Here is a 15,475-nt window from a genome sequence, read left to right on the forward strand (position 1 = left end):
GCGAAGGGAAACAGAAACTGACATGGCACTTCTCGACGGCAAGCGCGTTCTGATCACCGGGGCCGGGCGCGGAATTGGCCTCGCTGCGGCTGCAGCGATGCGCAACCACGGCGCTCGGGTTTGTGTGACCGACATCGACGCGGACGCTGTCGCTGCCGGCATCGCGGAGATGGGTGGGGCGTCCGACGATCTTCTTTCCGCTGTCATGGATATCCGCGATGAGGGCGCTATCCGGCAAACCCTGGAGACGATCGCCGACCGGTGGAGCGCGCTCGATGTCCTCGTTAATAACGCCGCGGTGGTCGATGCCACTCCGGTGCATGCGGTTGAGACCGACCGCTTCCGCGAAGTCGTGGACATCAACCTGACCAGTGCGCTCGTCTTGAGCCAGATGGCGCTGCCGCTGTTGCGGAGCGGGCGCAACCCGGCGATCGTCAACACCGTGTCCACCCAGGCTTTCTTCGGCCAGCCGGGCTCCGCCGCCTACGCCGCCGCCAAGGGCGGACTGATGAACCTGACCCGCGTCATGGCGATCGATCTCGGCGCGGAGGGCATCCGGGTCAACGCCGTTGCGCCCGGCTTCATCGATACCCGGATGGCGGTGATGCCGGACGGGACGCATGAGCATGATGTTCCATCGTTCAAGACGTTCTATCTCGAGATGGGGCGCATCCCGCTGAAACGCGCCGGAACGCCGGAAGACTGTGCCGGGGCCTTCGTCTTCCTCGCCTCCGATCTCAGCCTCTACACCACCGGACAGGCGCTGTTCGTCGATGGTGGTCTCAGCGCAACCTATTAGCAGCCGGCTCAGGACATCGTTTGATGGCTCAGAAAAATCTCAACTACGGCTTCCCCACGGTGTTCGGCCGCGAGCTCTATTCCGAGTTCAAGAATTTCGTCCACCCGCCTTTCCTGGTCGTCACCATGCCGGATCTGTGGCCGCTGTTCGGCCACCATTTCGACGGCGCCGACCATCAGGTCTATTTCACCGATTCGATCGAGCAGGGCGATCTCGACCGCGATGCGGCCGGCCTGACCGACATTGGCGCTGTCATCGGGCTCGGCGGTGGTCAGGCCCTGGATGTCGCCAAGTATTTCGCCTGGCGGCGGAACCTGCCGCTGTTCCAGGCGCCGACGGCGCTGAGCGTCAATGCGGTCTACGGTCAGCGATCCGGCGTCCGGGTCGATGGCAAGGTGATCTACCGCGGCTGGGCGGTGCCGGAGGCGGTCTATATCGACTACGACGTTCTGCGGTCGGCGCCCCGCCATCTCAATTGGTCGGGGATCGGCGACATCCTGTGCTTCCATACCGGCGTGCTCGATTGGCGCTATGCCGAGGACCGCGGCAAGATCGAGGAGAAATGGCGGTTCAGCGATGGCCTCGCTCAGCAGTCGCTCGCCAAGGTCGATCAAATCACCCGCCATGTGGACGACATCCGCACCCTCAACGATGAGGGTATCCGGGCGCTGATCGACGGCTTGCAATGGGGAACGTCGTATCACGGCGCCGGCTGGTGCCCCCGCCACATCGAGGGCACCGACCATTTCCTCTTCTACACACTCGAAAAACTCACCGGGAAGAAGTTCCTCCACGGCCAGCCGGTCGGTCTCGGCGTGGTCGTCGGATCGATGCTCCACGACGCCGGGACCGAGACGATGCTCGACATCATCGCCGGGATCGGCCTTGATGTACGGCCGGAAGCCATGGGCCTCACCTGGGCCCAACTGGAAACAGGGCTCAAGGCAATGCGCGGCTACGTCAACCAGGTCGGGCTGTGGCACTCGATCGCCCACGACACGGATATTTCCGACGCCTTCATCCGCGACCTCAAAGCGACGCTCGACAAGGCCTACGCCCATCGCGCCTGAACGCAGTGTCGCCTTCGCCGGCCGCTTTTTGCGATACCCTGCCGCAATGCTATTGTCGCGTTGCAGCATAGCGTTTGCGTAAGGTCGCCGCCGGCGGCCGCAAGGAACAAGCACATGCCCGAGGGGAATCCGCCGGCAAAGGCCGGGCCGTCCGTCACCGATCAGGAGGCGCTTCACTTCCACGGTCACGGCAAGCCCGGAAAACTGGAAATCAACGCCACCAAGCCGATGGCCACCCAGCGCGATTTGTCGCTGGCTTACTCTCCCGGCGTCGCCGTTCCGGTCAATGCCATCGCCGAGGACCCGGCGCGGGCCTTCGACTACACCACCCGCGGCAACCTGGTCGCTGTCATCTCCAACGGGACCGCCATCCTCGGGCTTGGCAACCTTGGGGCGCTGGCTTCGAAGCCTGTCATGGAAGGCAAGGCCGTTCTCTTTAAGCGCTTCGCCGACGTCGATTCGATCGACCTCGAAGTCGATACCGAGGACACCGACGTATTCATCGAGACGGTCCGCCATCTCGGCCCCTCCTTCGGCGGGATCAATCTCGAAGACATTCGTGCGCCCGATTGCTTCATCATCGAAAGCCGGCTGCGCGAACTCATGGACATCCCGGTGTTCCATGACGACCAGCACGGTACCGCGATCATCGCCACCGCGGGGTTGATCAACGCGCTGCACCTCACAGGCCGCGACATGGCGACCGCCAAGCTGGTGTGCAACGGCGCGGGTGCGGCCGGGATCGCTTGCGTCGAACTGGTCAAGGCGCTGGGGATGCCGCCGGAGAACGTCATTCTCTGCGACACCAAAGGGCCGATCTACAAGGGGCGCGAAGCCGGGCTGAACCAGTGGAAGTCGGCCCACGCGACCGACACGGATGCGCGGACACTCGCCGAGGCGGTGGCGGGCGCCGACGTTTTCTTCGGCCTGTCGGTGAAGGGCGCGTTGACCCCGGAGATGGTGGCGTCGATGGCCGATCAGCCGATCATCTTCGCCATGGCCAATCCCGATCCGGAGATCACGCCGGAAGAGGTCGCCCGCATCCGCGACGACGCGATTATGGCGACTGGGCGGTCCGATTACCCCAACCAGGTCAACAACGTCCTCGGTTTCCCCTACATCTTCCGCGGCGCCCTCGATGTTCGCGCGACCACCATCAACGACGCGATGAAGATCGCGGCGGCAGAAGCGCTTGCCGGTCTGGCGCGCGAAGACGTGCCCGACGAGGTGGCCGCCGCCTATCAGGGGGTCCGCCCGAAGTTTGGCCCGAACTATATCATCCCGGTCCCGTTCGATCCGCGGCTGATCAGTGAGGTCCCGGCTGCCGTCGCCAAGGCCGCGGCTGAGACCGATGTGGCGCGCGATCCGATCACCGACGAGGCGGCCTACAAGCTCGAACTGTCGGCACGCCGCGACCCGATCGTCGGCACGCTACAGAGCATCTTCCAACAGGTGCGACGCGAGCCGAAACGGGTCGTCTTCGCGGAAGGCGAGGAAGAGCAGGTGATCCGTGCCGCGTCGAGCTTCGTTCACAACAAGCTCGGCACCGCGATCCTGATCGGCCGCGAGGACATCGTCCGCGGCACCGCCGAGCGGGCAGGCATCGACATCCTGTCCGGCATCGAGATTCACAACGCCCGCCTGTCGCGGCGCAATGTCGATTACGCCGACTATCTCTATTCCCGGCTGCAACGTCGCGGCTTCCTGTTCCGCGACTGCCAGCGGCTCGCCAACACCGATCGCAATGCCTTCGGTGCGTGCATGGTGGCGCTTGGCGATGCCGACGCGATGGTCTCCGGGGTCACCCGCAACTACGCCACGGTACTCGAGGATGTGCGTCGCGCGGTCGATCCGAAGCCGGGGCATCGGATCATCGGCGTGTCGATCGTCCTGGCCCGCGGACGGACCGTGCTCGTCGCGGACACCGCGGTGCACGAGATGCCCTCGGCCGAAGAACTGGCGGAAATCGCAAAGGAAGCGGCCGGCGTGTCGCGCCGCCTCGGCTACGAGCCAAGGGTCGCGTTCCTAGCCTACTCGACCTTCGGCCAGCCGGAAGGCGAACGGGCCGAGAAAGTGCGCGACGCGGTCAAGATCCTCGACGGCCAGCGGGTGGATTTCGAGTATGACGGCGAAATGGCGGCGGACGTGGCCCTTAACCACGATGCTCAGGCGCCCTATCCGTTTTGTCGGCTCACCGGCCCGGCCAATGTGCTGATCATGCCGGCTTGGCATTCGGCGTCGATCTCGACCAAGCTGCTCCAGGAACTTGGTGGCTCGACGGTGATCGGCCCGATCCTGGTCGGCTTCGACAAGCCGGTTCAGATCGTCTCGCTGTCGGCTCGCGATTCCGACATCGTCAACATGGCAGCGCTCGCCGCCTTCCGCCTCGGCGGTTAGCGGCGAGCAGTCGTTGCAGCGTCACGCGGTGCGGGTGGCGGTCGTCACGATCGAGTAGCGCACCGCGGCCTGGGCCCGGGTGCCCTGGCTCCGATCCGACCAAGAGCGCAGCGCTTCGTCATACTGCGCGTAAGGACCGTAAGCCTCGGCGCCCTCAGCCATCGACGTGAAGCTGGTGTCGCAATAACGGCCACCGACAACCCAATATTCGGTCTGCATCGTTTCGTCTCCTTGGTATCGTCTTGTTCCAGTTCGGGTTCGCGTCAGGCGGCCGCCGGTTCGGGTTCCGGGGTGCCGAACTGTTCGCTTTCGGTGGAATCCGCCATGGCAGTCGTCGAAGACTGTCCGCCCGACACGGCCATCGCGACCGCATCGAAATAGGATGTCCCGACTTCGCGCTGGTGGCGCACGGCGGTGAAGCCTTGTTGCACCGCTTCGAATTCGCGTTCCTGCAACTCGGAATAGGCGCCCATGCCGCGCCGGGCGTAACCGCCGGCGAGTTCGAACATCGACAGGTTGAGCGAGTGGAAGCCGGCGAGGGTAACGAACTGAAACTTGTAGCCCATCGCCGCCAAGTCTTCCTGGAAACGCTCGATCGTGTCGGATTCGAGATTGGCCCGCCAGTTGAATGATGGCGAGCAGTTGTAGGCGAGCATCTTGCCGGGGAACTGATCGTGGATCGCGTCGGCAAACGCCTGGGCCTCACCGAGGTCCGGCTTGGACGTCTCCCACCAGAGGAGATCAGCGTACGGCGCGTAGGACAGGCTGCGGGCGATCGCGTGATCGACCGAATGGGTCTTACCTTGCTTCAGCTTGAAGAAACCCTCCGCCGTCCGCTCACCGGAAATCCACGCCGCATCGCGCTCGTCGATATCGCTGGTGATCAACGTTGCCGAATGGGCATCGGTCCGGGCCATCAGCAGCGTGTTCACCCCGCTGACGTCGGCGGCGAGGCGCGCGGCGTTGAGGGTGCGGATGAAGGTCTGGGTCGGCACCAGCACCTTGCCGCCGAGATGGCCACACTTCTTTTCGGACGCCAGCTGATCCTCGAAATGGACGCCCGCGGCGCCGGCCTCGATCATCGCCTTCATCAGTTCGAAGGCGTTGAGCGGTCCACCGAAACCGGCCTCGGCGTCAGCGACGATCGGCGCGAGCCAATGGATCGATTCGTCGTCCTCAAGAGCGGCGATCTGGTCGGCGCGTAGCAGCGTCTTGTTGATCCGACGCACCACGTCGGGAACCGACGACGCGGGATAGAGCGACTGGTCCGGATACATCTCGCCGGCGTTGTTGGCGTCCGCCGCAACCTGCCATCCGGACAGATAAATCGCCTCGAGCCCCGCCCTGACCTGCTGCATGGCCTGGTTGCCGGTCAGCGCACCGAGCGTGCGTACAAACGGCCGCGTGCGGAGCAGTTCCCACAGCCGCTCGGCGCCGAGGCGGGCGAGGCTGTGCTCGATGTGCACGCGGCCGCGAAGTCGGCGAACCTCGTCCGGCGAGTAGTCGCGCCGGATTCCCTTGAAACGATCAGGTGATGTCGTCATCGTGGTCTCCCTTGTCTTGACAAGAAAGACAGCTATTATTGACAAGCGGTGTCGGTCAATAACATATTGAAATCAAATGGAAATGCGGAATATTGTCAATTTGCTTACAGCACTTATCTGATAAGTTGTAAGCATTGTAAGGATCGGATCGATGAAAGCGATGCGGATTGGCGGAAAGCTCAGGCGGCTCCGCCAGGAACAGCGCCTCACCCAGGCGCAGATGGCCCGCGAATTGGGGATCAGCGCCAGCTATCTGACGTTGCTGGAGAGCAACCAGCGGCCGGTCACGGTCCGGGTGCTGCTGAAACTGGTCGAGCGTTTTCAGGTCGATCTCCAGGACTTCGCCGCGGACACCGACCAGCGCCTGTCGCTGGAACTGATGGAGGCGTTCTCCGATCCAGTGTTCGAGGGCGCCGAGGTGAAGAACACCGACGTCCAGGAACTGGTTTCGCTGCTGCCGGCGGTTGGCCGGGCGGTCATCGATCTCTACGAGGCCTACCGGCGCCATCTTCCGGCCGATGCCGCGAGCACCGCCGGCGAGGATGCCAGCGAATCCGCGCCGGTCACCATCCCGTCCGAGGAGGTGACCGAGTTCATCCAGAAGCGTTTCAACTATTTCCCGGACCTTGAAGATGCCGCCGAGCAGCTCTGGCATGAGAACGAGTTGTCGGTGCATACACTGCAGCAGGGCCTGACCGGCGTTCTGCGCCGCCGCTACGCCACCGAGGTGGAGGTGCGCCCCGCGGAGGCGATGAACGGGCGCTCCCGCCATTACGACCAGCTCCGTCGGCGGCTGGAGATCTCAGAGATGCTGCCGCTGTCGAGCCGCATCTTCCAGATCGCCCACCAGATCGCTTATCTCGGTCATCATGACATGCTCGACCAGATCGCGGCGGAAGGCCGGTTCACCTCGAGCGATGCCGAGGCGCTGATGCGGACCGCGCTCGCCAACTACTTCGCCGCGGCGGTGATGATGCCCTATCGCCTCTTCCTCGATGCCGCGTCTGCGACCCGGTACGACATCGATGTTCTGAAGAATCGGTTCGGCACGTCGTTCGAGCAGGCCTGCCACCGGCTGACCACTCTGCGGCGTCCCGGCGCCGAAGGGGTGCCGTTCCATTTCATCCGCGTCGATATCGCGGGCAACATCTCCAAACGGTTTTCCGCCTCGGGGATCCATATCGCCCGCTTCGGCGCCGCCTGCCCGCGCTGGAACGTGTATGACGCGTTTTCGACGCCAGGCATGCTCAGGGTGCAGTTGTCGCGGATGCCGGACGGCGCGACGTTCTTCTGCATCGCCCGCACCACGTCACGAGCGGCACCGCTGTCACCTGCGAGCGGTTTGGGCCACCGCATGAGCCAGCGGGCGATCGGTCTCGGCTGCGACGTCCGCCACGCAGGCGACATCGTCTACGCCGACGGCTACAACCTCGCCGATCCGCAACTCGCCATGCCGATCGGAGTGTCCTGTCGCACGTGTCCGCGTACCGACTGCACCGAGCGGGCGATGCCATCGCTGTTCCAAAAACTCCACATCGACGAGAACGTCCGGGGCCCGTCGACCTACGTGCAAGCCTGATAACGGCCGCCGCCGTGGAGTATTCCGGGCCCGCGTGGTGGCTGGCCGACAGGCTGTGATCGCGCCCCTTCCATCTGCAGGCCAAACCCGGCACAAGATCGGGGACGGGCAAGAAGGAGGGACGAATGAAGGCGAAGACGAACGTTCTGGTCACGTGCGGGCGGTTCTATCCATCCATCGCGCTGGTCCGCGCGCTGCACGATGCCGGAGCCCGCGTCGACGTGGCCGACTCCTATAAGCTCGCGCCGGCGCTGCATTCCAGTGCCGTCGACCAGTTCCACGTCGTCGCTCCCGCGGCTGGCGATCCGCTACAGTTCGTCGAGGATGTGGCCCAAATCATAAAGGATCGCGATATCGACCTGGTGGTGCCGGCGATCGAGGAAGGCTTCTATCTCAGAAACTACGAAGATCTCATTCCAGCGCCGATCTTCGCCCCGTCCTTCGCAACGATCGAGCAACTGCACGACAAGGCCCGGTTCCATGCGTTGTGCGCCGAGCTTGGCCTGCGGACGCCGAAGACCATCACGGTCACCAGCCAGGATGAACTCCGTGACGCGATAGGCCAGTTCGACCTTTATCTGGCGCGCCCCGCCTTTTCCCGCGGTGGCCAGACTTGCCTCACCAATCACGGCCCCCGCGCCGGCGAGATGTCGGTCGATGACTGCGTTCCCACCACCGAAAATCCGTGGCTGGTCCAGGAATTCGTCGAGGGTGACGACGCCTGCTCGTTCAGCGTTGTGCGCGACGGCGAAGTGGTCGTTCACTGCACCTACGAGCCGTCGGTCGCGGCGACCGGCGGTTATGCGATCCAGTTCCATTCGATCGACGACTTCGGCACCCTGGAGGTTGCCCGGGCGATCGCGAAACGCTTCGACTACACCGGCTTTCTCGGCCTCGACATCCGCCGCACGCCGGACGGCGCTTTCGTCATGATCGAGTGCAATCCGCGGGTCACGGCCGGCTCGTTCCTGACCCCCGGCGAATGGGTTGGCGGCGCCGTGATCGACGAGCCCTCCGAGTTGCGGATCGCGCCGGCGGGCCAGAAGCGCCAATACGACGCCTACATGCTGGTCGGCAACGCGGCCAAGCTACCGGCACGCAAGCTCCTGCACGAACTGCTCACCACCCCGGACGCGGTGCTGAAGGCCGGCGACGTGCTGCCGGCGCTCTACTGCCTGATCAACCGCCGCCACTGGTCCCACAAGGCAGAAGAAGAACACACCTCGCTCAGCGAAGCGTTCACGGCGGACATCTCGTGGGACGGCTCGCCGATGCCGACGATGCCGGAAGGACGCGGCGCTTAGCTATCCGTCGGACCTGAAGAGCTGCCGCGAAGACATCCTGATCATCCCGGATTGCCTTGACGCTTTCCCGGAAATTTGTCCAAATGATCAAGAGTCGTTCCAATCTGGCGGGAGCAGGTCAGATCGCCGATGGCAGAACCGAGGAAGCCGGATATCGCCGCCGGGCGGCTGGAAGCGGAGGACTACGCCAGTAACTTCGCCGATCTGCACCCGCGGCTGACGCGCCATGAGGCGCTGGTCGAAGCCGATCGGTGCTATTTCTGCTACGACGCACCCTGCGTCACCGCGTGTCCCACCGCAATCGACATTCCGCTCTTCATCCGCGAAATCCTGACCGAAAACCCCAAGGGCGCGGCGGAAACCATCCTTTCCCAGAACATCCTCGGCGGGATGTGCGCCCGGGTCTGCCCGACCGAAACGCTGTGCGAGGAAGCGTGCGTTCGCGAGGCGGCGGAAGGCAAGCCGGTGCGGATCGGCGAGCTGCAGCGCTACGCCACCGACGCGCTGATGGCGGACGGATCGCAGCCCTTTGAGCGCGCGGCGCCGACCGGCAAGCGCATCGCCGTGGTCGGCGGCGGGCCGGCCGGACTGTCGTGCGCTCATCGCCTGGCGGTCCACGGCCATGACGTCACGATCTTCGACGCCCGCGACAAGATCGGCGGGCTGAACGAATACGGCATCGCCGCCTACAAGACTCCGGATAACTTCGCCCAGACCGAGGTCGATTTCATCCTGGCGATCGGCGGCATCACGGTGGAGACCGGCAAAGCCCTAGGCCGCGACATCACAATGGGCGAGCTGCGCGAGACCTTCGACGCCGTGTTCCTCGGCATCGGGCTTGGCGGCGTCAACGCGCTTGGCCTCGACGGCGAGGCGATCTCAGGCGTCGGCGACGCGGTCGGCTACATCGCCGAGATCCGCCAGGCCGACGATCTGTCCGCGCTGCCGGTCGGCCGCCGGATCGTGGTGGTCGGCGGCGGCATGACCGCGATCGACATCGCCTCCCAGACCAAACGCCTCGGCGCCGAGGACGTCACCATCGTCTACCGCCGTGGCCCGGAGCGGATGGCCGCCAGTCGCTACGAACAGGAGCTCGCCCAGACCGGCGGTGTGACAATCAAATGCAACGCGCGGCCACAGGCCCTGGTCGCCGATGATGGTAGGGTGTCGGGCGTCACATTCGAATACACAGCGGAGGACGCCGACGGCCGCCTCGTCGGCACCGGCGAGACCTTCACGCTCGCCGCCGACATGGTGTTCAAGGCGATCGGCCAGACCTTCGTCGCGGAGGGGCTGAACGGCAGCGGCGCGCCGGCGATCGCGCTGGACGGCGGGCGCATTGCCGTCGACGACGAACGGCGGACCAGTGTCGCCGGCATCTGGGCCGGTGGCGATTGCGTTTCCGACGGCGAGGACCTCACTGTCGTTGCCGTCGAAGACGGCAAGATCGCCGCCGAATCCATCAACCGGGCGCTCGGGAGCGCATAGACGATGGCTGACCTTCGATCCGAGTTCATCGGCATCACCTCACCCAATCCGTTTTGGCTGGCGTCGGCGCCGCCAACCGACAAGGCCTACAACGTGGTGCGTGCCTTCGAGGCAGGGTGGGGCGGTGTCGTCTGGAAGACGCTTGGCGAGGACCCGCCGATCGTCAACGTCGCGGGGCCGCGCTATGGCGCCATCCACGCCGGCGACCGGCGGCTGATCGGGCTTAACAACATCGAGCTGATCACCGATCGCACGCTGCAGATCAATCTCGAGGAGATCAAGCAGGTCAAGCGCGACTGGCCAGACCGGGCGCTCGTGGTGTCACTGATGGTGCCATGCGAGGAGCCCAACTGGATCGCGATCCTCAAGGCGGTCGAGGAGACCGAAGCCGATGGGGTCGAGCTCAATTTCGGCTGCCCGCATGGCATGAGCGAGCGCGGCATGGGCTCCGCGGTCGGCCAGGTGCCCGAATACATCGAGATGGTCACCCGCTGGTGCAAGGCGGCGACGCGGATGCCGGTGATCGTCAAGCTCACGCCCAACATCACCAACATCCGCCACCCCGCCAGGGCGGCCAAGAACGGCGGCGCCGACGCGGTGTCGCTGATCAACACCATCAACTCGATCACCAACGTCAACCTCGACAGCTTCTCGCCGGAGCCATCGATCGACGGCAAAGGCACCCATGGCGGCTATTGCGGCCCCGCGGTGAAGCCGATTGCGCTGTCGATGGTGTCCGAAGTTGCCCGTGACGAAGAATGCGCCGGCCTGCCGATATCCGGCATCGGTGGCATCACCACCTGGCGTGACGCGGCCGAGTTTCTGGCGCTCGGCGCCGGCAACGTCCAGGTCTGCACCGCGGCGATGACCTACGGCTTCAAGATCGTTGACGAGCTGAAGAGCGGTCTTGCCCGCTATCTCGACGAGCGGCAGATGGCGCTGGCCGATCTCTCCGGCCGAGCGGTGCCGAACGTGACCGACTGGCAATACCTCAACCTCAACTACGTCACCAAGGCGCGGATCGACCAGGATCTCTGCATTGAGTGCGGCCGCTGCCATATCGTGTGCGAGGACGCCTCGCACCAGGCGATCACGTCGATGGTCAACGGCAAGCGGCACTTCGAGGTGATCGACGCGGAGTGCGTCGGCTGCAATCTCTGTGTCAACGTCTGCCCGGTCGAAAACTGCATCACCATGGAGCGGGTCACCGCGGCCACCGACCCACAGTCCGGCGCACCGGCGAGAGGTTTCCGCAACTGGACCGAGCACCCGAACAATCCAACAGTTTTCGTAGAACACGAACCGGCGGAGTAGCGTCGCCGCGCCTAGCAGTGTCGTCGGTTTCATCGTCCGGGCTCGCCCGCCGCTCGACGTTGGCAGCGAGGCTAGAGGCTCGCGATGTCAGACCAAGGCAGTCGAGCCCGGCAATCAGCGTCTGGTCGTCAGGAGAGATGGCTTCAGCGCTACTGCACGCTGGTATCGACCGCAGCGTCACCCGCTTCCACTCGCTCGTCGGCATGAGCGGAGCTGATCAGACTGAACTCCGGCCCAAGATCCGGCGGCTCGTAGATCGCGGTGATCGTCTCGGACGGCTCGTAGTAGTAGTCCGGTCCAAACCGGCGAATCTCCGCGACGGCCGTGCCGTCCGGATCCGGCACGATTCGCTCGGGAACGAAGTCGCCGGCCCGGTTGGCAAGCGTCTCGGGATCGCCCCAGGTCGTAACGCGGGCGACCGGAATGGGCATCGGCGCCGCCGGCTCATCCGTCACCTTCGCCGCTTCCTTCTCGGCCGCCTTGGCCGCCGTGCGGGCCTCGAACGCCTTGCCGAGATTGGCGAGGCCGCGCTTCAACTCGCCCTGGCAGGATTCGCTGAACGACTTGCGATAGGCGAAAGCGTAAGGCTCGGCGGCGAGCGGCTTGCCCTTGAGCGATACCGCGCGGTCAGGGCTGCCGCCGTTGCTGTGATAGAATAGCTCGGCCCCAGCACCGCCATACATCGCCTTGCAGACCGTCTCGTCGACCTTGAAGCGGGACCGGCTCGAGCGGAAATTGATCGGGAAATAGAAACCGTCGCAGGTCCGCACGCAGAGTGTGCGATAGCCACTCCCCGCCCACTGCGAATTCCCGGTGGGAAGGTTGCACCCGTTGCGCCGCATCTGGGCGCGCAGGCGATCGCGCTGGGCCGACGTGGAGCGGCTGCTTACACGGCTCCCGCCACGCGACGCCTGATTGAGCTTGCGCTGAAGCGACTTGACCTGAGCATTGATCGACCGGCAGTCGCGCGAGCGACCGAACAGGCGGCGACAGTTGTTGCGGCGCGCTTGCCGCTGCGCCTTCGACAACTCGCTTCGTAGACGGCTGACATTGGCCTTCGATCCACCGCCGGAGCCGCGGGACAGCGCCCGGTAATCGGCATGGAGGCGGGTGCAGTAGCTGGACTGGGCGGCTACGGGCTCGACGGTCATGGCAAAGCCGGCCGCGGTAAACGCGGCGACGGTCAGAACTTTCGTAAACCCATGGGCTCGCGTCCGCTTCGCCATAAACTCACGCCTTCCCTGGCTCGTGTCCGGCAAACTCTGGCCACCGGTCAAGCCGCATCCCGCTTATCGGAGATTTCGCCGTGACCGAAAAGGCTTTCCCGCATCACATCCGCGACATCGGCATAATCTGTTGCGCCCATACCGCAATGCGACACCGGTCAGTGTATCTCATGTGGCGCTTCACTGGCTGTGATCCAAGCCACAAGCCAGATCGTGGTTATCCGGACGATAAGGGCGCCATGTCGGCCAAAAAGCGCTTGATATGGACGATCTCGTCGTTGTTCACGGTATGGCCGAGGCCGGGATAAATCTGCTCGATCACCGCCCCGTGCAGGGCATCCATCACCGCCGCCGACGCGGCGACCCGGTCGACGGGAATGTGCGGATCGACATCGCTCGATCCGAGGAACACCGGAGTCGCCTCCAGTGAACCGGTGTAATCGCCGGTATCGATGGTTTCGCCCATCAGCCCACCGGACAAGGCAATCACGGCGCCATAACGGTCGGGATGACGCGCCGCAAACTCCAGGGCCAGGCACGCACCCTGCGAGAAGCCGAGCAGCACCGTTCGGTCCGGTGTGATGTCATGGGTGATCAGGTGCCCGATGAGGTCGGCGATCAGGCGGAGCGCCGAGGTCCGATCCGGTTCGTTCTCCTCGATCGACACGAGGAATCGCTCCGGGTACCAACTATTGCCGGCGGCCTGGGGCGCCAGATAGGCGAGGTCCGGACGATCGAAGGCATCGGAGAGCGACAGGATGTCGGATGCGCTGGCGCCGCGCCCATGGAGCATGATGACCGCGGCATCCGCCGTCTCCAGTTCCGCGCCGGCGCGCAGGATCGGCTGGCCCTTGTGACGATCGCCTGGATCGCTCATCACCGTGACCCTCGCGTCATAGCCTTGAGCCGGAGGTGCTGGAGCAGGATGACCGTCTTGGCATCGCGGATCGTGCCATCGGCGATCATGCCCATCGCATGGTCGAGCGACACTTCCAGGACTTCGATGTCCTCGCCCTCTTCCTGCGCGCCGCCGCCGTCCGACACCCGATCCGCAGGGCTGTATCGGGCGACGAAAAGCGCCAGCCGCTCGCTGACGCTGCCCGGGCTCATGAACACGTCGAGCGCCATGGTAATATCGCTCAGGTCATAGCCGAGTTCCTCGCGCGCCTCGCGGCGGATGGCTGCTTCCGGGTCAAGGTCGTCGAGCAACCCGGCACAGACCTCGATCAACCAGCCCGGCGGCGCCTTCAGGAACACCGGCATCCGGAACTGGCGCACCAGGAGGACCGTGCCCCGGTCAGGATCGTAGGGAAGGATCGCGGCCCCATCGCCGCGATCGTAAACCTGGCGGATCAGCGTCTCGCGGGCACCGTCGCTGCGGCGATAATCGATCGTGTATTTGGTGAGGGTCGCCCAGTCGTCGGCAAGAACCTCCGCGTTCACAACGCGGACGGCCGGCTCCTCGTCGGCGTTTTCGCTCACGAAGCCTTCCCCGCGACCTCGGTTTGCTTCGCGATGGGCGGAGTGACCGGCTGCTCCACGTCGCATCCGACGAGGCTTTCCTCGATCAGGTGATCGACGACGGCTCTCAGCGCCGCGTCATGGGATTCGCCGGCGGTGACGGCCTTGTCGAACACGACGATCTGACGATCCGCGGACGTACCCTCGATTGCGATTTGCCGGATTCGCGCGACCTCCGCGCGACAGCCGAAGAAGTCAGCGTCTTCCTCGACCAGCGCGATCAACTCGTCGGCGAGGTCCGCGAATGGTATCGCGGCTCCCTTGCCAAAATCGATCATCGATTGCGTTGTCCCGAACCGTTGAGCCAGCCAGCGGTTCTCGTTGACGAGAAACGAGGAATAGTCGCGCCACCGCTGGTTCTCGCGCCGCAGCCGGTAGAGCATCCGTGCGACACATCGATAGAGCGCCGCGATCGCCACCGTGTCGTCAAGCCGCGGGCACATGTCGGTGATCCGCATCTCGATGGTCGGGAATCGCGCCGACGGCCGGAGATCCCACCAGATCTTGGTGCCGTCCTCGATCTCGCCCGCATTGATCAGCACATCGACCGTGCGATGAAACTCGTCCGGGCTGGCGAACTTGGGCGGCAGCCCGGTCCGCGGCACCTCGTTCCACACGGCAAGCCGATAGGAGTGCAGCCCCGTGTTGTCGCCCCGCCAGAATGGCGACGACGTCGAGAGCGCCAGCATGTGCGGCAGGAAGTATGGCAGTTGGTTGAAGATATCGAACCGCAGCGGTTCGTTTTCGATGCCAACGTGGACGTGCATGCCGGAAATCAGCAGCCGCCGGGCCACGACCTGCAGGTCGCGGGCGATCTCGTTGTAGCGCTCCTTGTCGGTGTTACGCTGGGTGCTCCAATCGGCGAAGGGGTGGGTTGAGGCCGCGATCGGCGCAAGCCCGAACCTGGCAGCGCACGCAGCGACTCCCGATCGCAACCGGGCAAGCTCGGCACGCGCTTCGGCGATCGTTCCGCAGACCACTGTCTCGGTCTCGACCTGGCAGCGCATGAACTCGGACGTCACCTGGGAGCCGAGCGTGTCATGCAGCGCGTCGGCGAGCTCCGGCGGCGGGTCGGCAGCGAGGTCGCGGGTCTCAAGATCGACCAGCAGATACTCTTCCTCGATGCCGATGGTGAAGGAAGGTTCTTGTGTCGTCATCGCCCCACGGTGTCAGAAAACCGAGACAACGCCAATGCCCCCTGTCATGGAAGGCGAGAGCCCGGGGACGCGACGC

General features: G+C 64.7%; 13 protein-coding genes. 7 read left to right on the plus strand and 6 right to left on the minus strand.

Annotated features, from left to right (window positions below; all coding sequences use genetic code 11):
• The first annotated feature begins 22 nt into the window (after positions 1-22).
• The 3 genes from ACO076_RS04395 to ACO076_RS04405 all read left to right on the plus strand — a co-directional run bounded on the left by ACO076_RS04395 (position 23) and on the right by ACO076_RS04405 (position 4,266).
• A complete protein-coding gene (locus tag ACO076_RS04395; RefSeq protein ID WP_421725516.1) occupies positions 23-799 on the plus strand; it encodes an SDR family NAD(P)-dependent oxidoreductase in 777 nt (258 codons plus the stop codon).
• Between the two features lie 23 nt (positions 800-822).
• On the plus strand, positions 823-1,869 hold the full coding sequence (locus tag ACO076_RS04400; RefSeq protein WP_421725517.1) for an iron-containing alcohol dehydrogenase: 1,047 nt from the start codon (positions 823-825) through the stop codon (positions 1,867-1,869).
• A gap of 114 nt (positions 1,870-1,983) precedes the next feature.
• A complete protein-coding gene (locus ACO076_RS04405; RefSeq protein ID WP_421725518.1) occupies positions 1,984-4,266 on the plus strand; it encodes an NADP-dependent malic enzyme in 2,283 nt (760 codons plus the stop codon).
• Positions 4,267-4,287: 21 nt separating this feature from the next.
• Here ACO076_RS04405 and ACO076_RS04410 read toward each other — a convergent pair whose 3' ends face one another.
• Positions 4,288-4,485: a DUF4170 domain-containing protein gene (locus ACO076_RS04410; RefSeq protein ID WP_421725519.1), complete on the minus strand. Its 198-nt coding sequence runs from the start codon at positions 4,483-4,485 to the stop codon at positions 4,288-4,290.
• Positions 4,486-4,529: 44 nt separating this feature from the next.
• Positions 4,530-5,810, minus strand: a complete 1,281-nt coding sequence (gene aceA, locus ACO076_RS04415; RefSeq protein ID WP_421725520.1) for an isocitrate lyase — start codon at positions 5,808-5,810, stop codon at positions 4,530-4,532.
• 151 nt (positions 5,811-5,961) lie between these two features.
• Between aceA and ACO076_RS04420 the strand changes: the two genes are divergently transcribed.
• The 4 genes from ACO076_RS04420 (at position 5,962) to preA (ending at position 11,495) form a co-directional block, all read left to right on the plus strand.
• Positions 5,962-7,389, plus strand: coding sequence for a helix-turn-helix domain-containing protein (locus ACO076_RS04420; RefSeq protein ID WP_421725521.1), 1,428 nt, complete (start codon positions 5,962-5,964; stop codon positions 7,387-7,389).
• 125 nt (positions 7,390-7,514) lie between these two features.
• Positions 7,515-8,693: an ATP-grasp domain-containing protein gene (locus ACO076_RS04425; protein WP_421725522.1), complete on the plus strand. Its 1,179-nt coding sequence runs from the start codon at positions 7,515-7,517 to the stop codon at positions 8,691-8,693.
• Positions 8,694-8,822: 129 nt separating this feature from the next.
• The gene (locus tag ACO076_RS04430) at positions 8,823-10,181 is read left to right on the plus strand and encodes an NAD(P)-dependent oxidoreductase (RefSeq protein ID WP_421725523.1); all 1,359 of its coding nucleotides are present in this window, start codon (positions 8,823-8,825) and stop codon (positions 10,179-10,181) included.
• Between the two features lie 3 nt (positions 10,182-10,184).
• Positions 10,185-11,495: an NAD-dependent dihydropyrimidine dehydrogenase subunit PreA gene (gene preA, locus ACO076_RS04435; RefSeq protein WP_421725524.1), complete on the plus strand. Its 1,311-nt coding sequence runs from the start codon at positions 10,185-10,187 to the stop codon at positions 11,493-11,495.
• A 149-nt stretch (positions 11,496-11,644) separates the two neighbouring features.
• Here the strand turns inward: preA and ACO076_RS04440 are convergent, their stop codons facing one another.
• From ACO076_RS04440 to ACO076_RS04455, 4 genes are all read right to left on the minus strand, one after another.
• Positions 11,645-12,721 carry a DUF2865 domain-containing protein gene (locus tag ACO076_RS04440; RefSeq protein WP_421725525.1) on the minus strand — a complete coding sequence of 359 codons (1,077 nt, stop codon included), beginning with the start codon at positions 12,719-12,721 and terminating at the stop codon, positions 11,645-11,647.
• Positions 12,722-12,938: 217 nt separating this feature from the next.
• A complete protein-coding gene (locus tag ACO076_RS04445; RefSeq protein ID WP_421725526.1) occupies positions 12,939-13,598 on the minus strand; it encodes an alpha/beta hydrolase in 660 nt (219 codons plus the stop codon).
• The gene (locus tag ACO076_RS04450; RefSeq protein WP_421725527.1) at positions 13,598-14,203 is read right to left on the minus strand and encodes an NUDIX domain-containing protein; all 606 of its coding nucleotides are present in this window, start codon (positions 14,201-14,203) and stop codon (positions 13,598-13,600) included. The genes ACO076_RS04445 and ACO076_RS04450 overlap by 1 nt, the downstream gene beginning before the upstream one ends.
• Positions 14,200-15,399, minus strand: a complete 1,200-nt coding sequence (locus ACO076_RS04455; RefSeq protein WP_421725528.1) for a carboxylate-amine ligase — start codon at positions 15,397-15,399, stop codon at positions 14,200-14,202. Before ACO076_RS04455 ends, ACO076_RS04450 begins: the two co-directional genes overlap by 4 nt.
• Positions 15,400-15,475: the final 76 nt, after the last annotated feature.

Origin of the sequence: Bauldia sp. (assembly GCF_965232525.1) — a bacterium.
Taxonomy (GTDB): Bacteria; Pseudomonadota; Alphaproteobacteria; order Rhizobiales; family Kaistiaceae; genus Bauldia.